Below are 4,729 nucleotides of genomic sequence, written 5' to 3'. Positions count from 1 at the left end.
TGAGGACTTTAGTCCGCATTTAGGAAGGACTGAAGTCCTCACTACAAACCTTACTTACTGTTTGTAGTGAGGACTTTAGTCCGCATTTAGGAAGGACTGAAGTCCTCACTACAAACCTTACTTACTGTTTGTAGTGAGGACTTTAGTCCGCATTTAGGAAGGACTGAAGTCCTCACTACAAACCTTACTTACTGTTTGTAGTGAGGACTTTAGTCCGCATTTAGGAAGGACTGAAGTCCTCACTACAAACCTTACTTACTGTTTGTAGTGAGGACTTTAGTCCGCATTTAGGAAGGACTGAAGTCCTCACTACAAACCTTACTTACTGTTTGTAGTGAGGACTTTAGTCCGCATTTAGGAAGGACTGAAGTCCTCACTACAAACCTTACTTACTGTTTGTAGTGAGGACTTTAGTCCGCATTTAGGAAGGACTGAAGTCCTCACTACAAACCTTACTTACTGAGTTGCAGCTTCATTTACGGGGAATCGATCGATCAACTGCATCGCCCGACAAGCATTTTTCCGCAAAGAATCGGAAACATGAGGAACATGAGGAATCTGAGACAAGAAATCCAAAGTCCGGCGCAAAATCCGCACCACATCCCCTTCATCCAAACTCGTGTGACTAATCAGTTCCAGCCATTCCACGCCCAGAGCCCACTGTTCCACCAAAGTCACTATATCCCGTTCCAGCCAAATCGGGATCGCAGCTTCGTGACGGTACTGTACTTGAAACAACCGGCGGCGCAGCCCTTTTTGCAGGTTGTCCAAAGGCGCCAAAACTTCCGGCGACAGCGAGTAATGAGTCCAACTGTCAGGCCGAGAAACTTCTGTAACCAAGGCCGCGCAAGCAGCAGCGAGGTGGTGGGGGTCGAGTTCGTCAAACTCGGCAGACATCAGGGACAAACCCAGCCACAGTTCATTATCACCGCGAATGGCGGCGCAAGCTTGACCCAAGATTGTGGGTACCAACCTGTCGGAGGAGTCATCTCGGTTCCCATCTGGGGAAATTACTCTTTCCAAACATCCGAAATTTAGCAAGATGTCAATTAAGTTGAGAAATTGCTCCCAGTAACGAGCTCGCTGCTTTTCTAAGTCTTGTTCGGCTTTGCGGATTTCTTTTTTCAATTCTTCGCGGCGGCGCTGGCGCTTGAGCAAAGTACCGGGATTGCCCCATTCGAGAACTGGGTGAATTTCTAGTTTATCTTCTAGGGCGACGATTTTCTGCTGTTGCTCGATCGCCTCTGGGCTCGGTTCCGGTGCGGGCAATTCTGGGATCGATTGAGCAATTTCCACAGTTTCTTCACTTCCCAAGCGACACTGGCCGAGTCTCAGGGTCAATTCGGGAGGCGGGTTTAAGCCATCTGCGACACTCAAGCGTGGCAGTTGGGCGTGGAGGGTGGCAACATCGCTAATGGCGACGATATACCAGCGGTTGTCTTTGCCCAAACATACCAAATTTGGTGCTTGGCCGGAACCTGGGATTTTGGCAACCAGTACGGCGGGGACTGGGGTTGTGTGCGATCGTTTGGCTGTCGGGACGTGTTTGCCCTTCAGACTCAGAACCGTGCCTAGCACTGCAAAAGCTACAGCTACGGACATCTCCTTAATGCGCGTTTCTTCTGCTTGCTGCAATAGAGTTTTCAGCAAACGTTTGTCTTCTTTGAGCCTTCCCTGCAATTTTTCGTAATGGGCGAGTTGTTTTTCCAGGGTAGAGACATTACCTCCGGCGGCTAGGGACTCTTCGAGCACCGCTAATTCTGCCAGCAACCGATCTAATTCTGATTGCTGCGGTTGCAAGTACAAGGTAGAAAGGTATTGACCAAAACTGCGTTCTACCAACTCTTGAGCTTCATCAAGCGTGTGAGTTTGCAGCAAATTCAGCACCATGCCGTAGCTGGGCGTAAACTGACTGGCAAGGGGGTCGGCCTTGGCTGTTGCCAAATAGGAGGCTTCCTTTGCGCCTTCAAAGCGGGTCTGAACTGCGACCACGTGCCCCAGCTCGTCCATGCCCCGGCGACCTGCCCGACCGGCCATTTGTAGGAATTCTGAAGCGTTTAGCAGTCGGTGTCCCTTGTCGGTGCGTTTGGACAGGGTGGAAATGACGGTGGTGCGGGCGGGCATATTGATCCCGGCTGCGAGGGTTTCGGTGGCAAATACGACTTTAATCAAACCTCTGCCAAAAAGTTCTTCTACTAAACCTTTCCAGGCGGGCAAAATGCCTGCGTGGTGGGCGGCGATGCCTTTTAAAAGTGCTTCTTTTTGACCGAAACGTTCTGCTTCTGGGTTGCGCTGTAAAAAATCGTCAATAATGCGTTTGAGTTCGGCTGTTTCGGCTTCGTTAACTAGGGAGAAATTGCCTACTTCTGCTACTGCTTGGTCGCACCCGCGACGGCTGAAGATGAAGTAAATTGCTGGTAGCATATCGCGATCGTCCAACCGAGACAAAACATCGGTCAAAGTGGGAGTCGGAATGCTACCTCTTTCTGATTTTTGCTGCTTCTTTTTGGGGACTAATCGCGGATTAGCTCTTTTCCCAGTTTCGTCTAGCAGGGGAAATATCCCTTTTTGATTGGCGAAGTGGAATTGTAGCGGCACTGGCCGAAAGTCTGAGTAGACAAGCTCTGTGGGCCCGTGGACTTTGTTAATCCAGTCTGTGAGTTGGTCGCTATTGGCAACGGTTGCTGAGAGGGCGAGGAGTTGAATTTCGCTGGAACAATAGATGATTGATTCTTCCCAGACTGTACCGCGCTGGCGATCGTTCATGTAGTGACACTCATCGAGCACCACGGTTTCGACTCCGGTGAGGGAAGCACCGACAGCGCCAATGGGCGTACCATAGAGCATATTCCGAAATATTTCGGTAGTCATCACCAAAATTGGCGCATCTCGATTGAAGGAGATGTCGCCCGTCAGCAAACCTACCATCTCGTCTCCAAATTGATTGCGGAAGTCCCGCAGCTTTTGGTTGGACAGAGCTTTGAGGGGAGTGGTGTAGAAGACGCGCCGCCCTCTTGAGAGTGCTTGATGGATGGCGTATTCGCCGATTAAAGTTTTCCCTGAGCCCGTGGGAGCACACACGACAACGGATTTACCTGCATCGAGGGCGGCGATCGCATCTCTCTGAAAGTTATCTAGCTCGAATGGAAATATGGTCTTCAGATCCAGCTCTTGGCGGTTCTGGGAAGCGTTAGGCACAAGGATTATTATGAGGTTGCAGGGTAAGTATGCTTAAATCTTGCCGAAAGCAAGGCAGCAGAGGACGACTGTATTGATTTTAGGCCAACGCCCGCAAATCGGCTATTAAGTCATTAGTCATTAGTCATTAGTCATTAGTAACAATTACCAATGCCCGATGCCCGATGCCCAATTCCCTGTTTGCCCAACTCCCAATTACTCTGTGTATGATTCCTGTTATTTCAACTATTCCTGTGGTGCAGCTTGCTTCGGGCGATCGGCTTTCGCTGCAAGTTTATCAGTTTCGAGGTGCCGTTCCCGGCAAAAAGGCTTACATACAGTCTAACCTCCACGGTGCCGAAATTAGCGGCAATGCTGTAATTCACCAGTTAATTCAGTTGTTAATGTCTTTGGAGAGCGATCGATTAATCGGGGAAATTTGGCTGGTGCCGGTTTGCAATCCTGTCGGTGTCAGCCAGCGATCGCACCATTTCTCGCCCGGCCGCTACAATCATTATGACGGTGCAGATTGGAACCGGATTTTTTGGGACTTTGAAAAAGCAGGCGAAGATATTCAGGCTTTTGCGAAGTCTCAGATCGATCGCGATGCTGATACGATCAAATGTAACTACAGAAAAGAGATTGCTTTGAGTTTTGCGAAACAGTTGGCAAAAATCAATGCTCCCAGTTGCAGACCCTACAGCGAAATTTATCGATACAAGCTGCAATCTTTGTGTTTGGATGCCGATTACGTGCTGGATTTGCACAGTTCGACGAATCAAGCTGTAGATTATATTTACTGTTTCAGTTCCCGCGAGGAAAGCGCGAAGGCCTTTTTGCTCGATCGCGGAATTTTGTTCGACGAATATGACGGCGATGCTTTTGATGAGGCGTTTCTCAAGCCTTGGCTGGCGCTGGAGAAGAGTTTAGCAGAGTTGGGAAGTGCGATCGTCTTTGATGTCGAAGCTTGGACATTAGAATTAGGTTCGGGAATGCAGATGAATCCCGAGTCTGTGTCAAAAGGCTTGCGGGGGATAAAAAATTACTTAGCCAGTAAAGGTTTGTTGAAAATTGAAGGATTTCCCCTCCCGGAAACGGCGGCGCACCCCATAATTTTGACAGACAAAAAATCTGTGTACAAATATTATGCTCCGGCGGGCGGTATGATTCAATGTCGGGTGGAATTGGGGAGTTTTGTCAAGAAGGGCGATCGACTTTATCAAATTCTGAGTTTTAACAAGAATGGGGAACTTCCGAGTTTAGTTGAGGTTTGTGCGGAGTCGGATGTTTTTGTTTTTGATGTTTCGACGAATGAGTCGGCAAATCAAGGGGAATATGTGTTGTCTGTGATGGTTTGTAGTAAGGACTTTAGTCCTCGGATTGATGCGGACTAAAGTCCTCACTACGAACCGCTTTAATATGAAAGATTGATCTTGTGATGGTTTGTAGTAAGGACTTTAGTCCTCGGATTGATGCGGACTAAAGTCCTCACTACGAACCGCTTTAATATGAAAGATTGATCTTGTGTTGGTTCGTAGTAAGGACTTTAGTC

2 protein-coding genes are annotated in these 4,729 nt (G+C 48.6%); one reads left to right on the top strand and one right to left on the bottom strand.

Going from position 1 to position 4,729, the window contains the following annotated elements:
• Positions 1–456 precede the first annotated feature (456 nt).
• Entirely contained in the window at positions 457–3,198 is a 2,742-nt protein-coding gene (locus QZ938_RS03080) for a DEAD/DEAH box helicase (protein ID WP_293146449.1), read from the bottom strand.
• Positions 3,199–3,404: 206 nt separating this feature from the next.
• Between QZ938_RS03080 and QZ938_RS03075 the strand changes: the two genes are divergently transcribed.
• Positions 3,405–4,571 carry a succinylglutamate desuccinylase/aspartoacylase family protein gene (locus tag QZ938_RS03075; RefSeq protein WP_293348013.1) on the top strand — a complete coding sequence of 389 codons (1,167 nt, stop codon included), beginning with the start codon at positions 3,405–3,407 and terminating at the stop codon, positions 4,569–4,571.
• The last annotated feature ends 158 nt before the right edge of the window (positions 4,572–4,729 follow it).

The sequence above is a fragment of the Microcoleus sp. CAWBG27 genome (genome assembly GCF_020883145.1).
GTDB lineage: Bacteria > Cyanobacteriota > Cyanobacteriia > Cyanobacteriales > Microcoleaceae > Microcoleus.
The sequence above is the reverse complement of the archived record's forward strand: the minus strand, read 5'-3'. Positions and strand labels throughout refer to the sequence as shown.

Coding starts and splice junctions, on each gene's coding strand:
- QZ938_RS03075 (WP_293348013.1), top strand. CDS start 3,405: ATGATTCCTGTTATTTCAACTATTCCTGTGGTGCAGCTTGCTTCGGGC.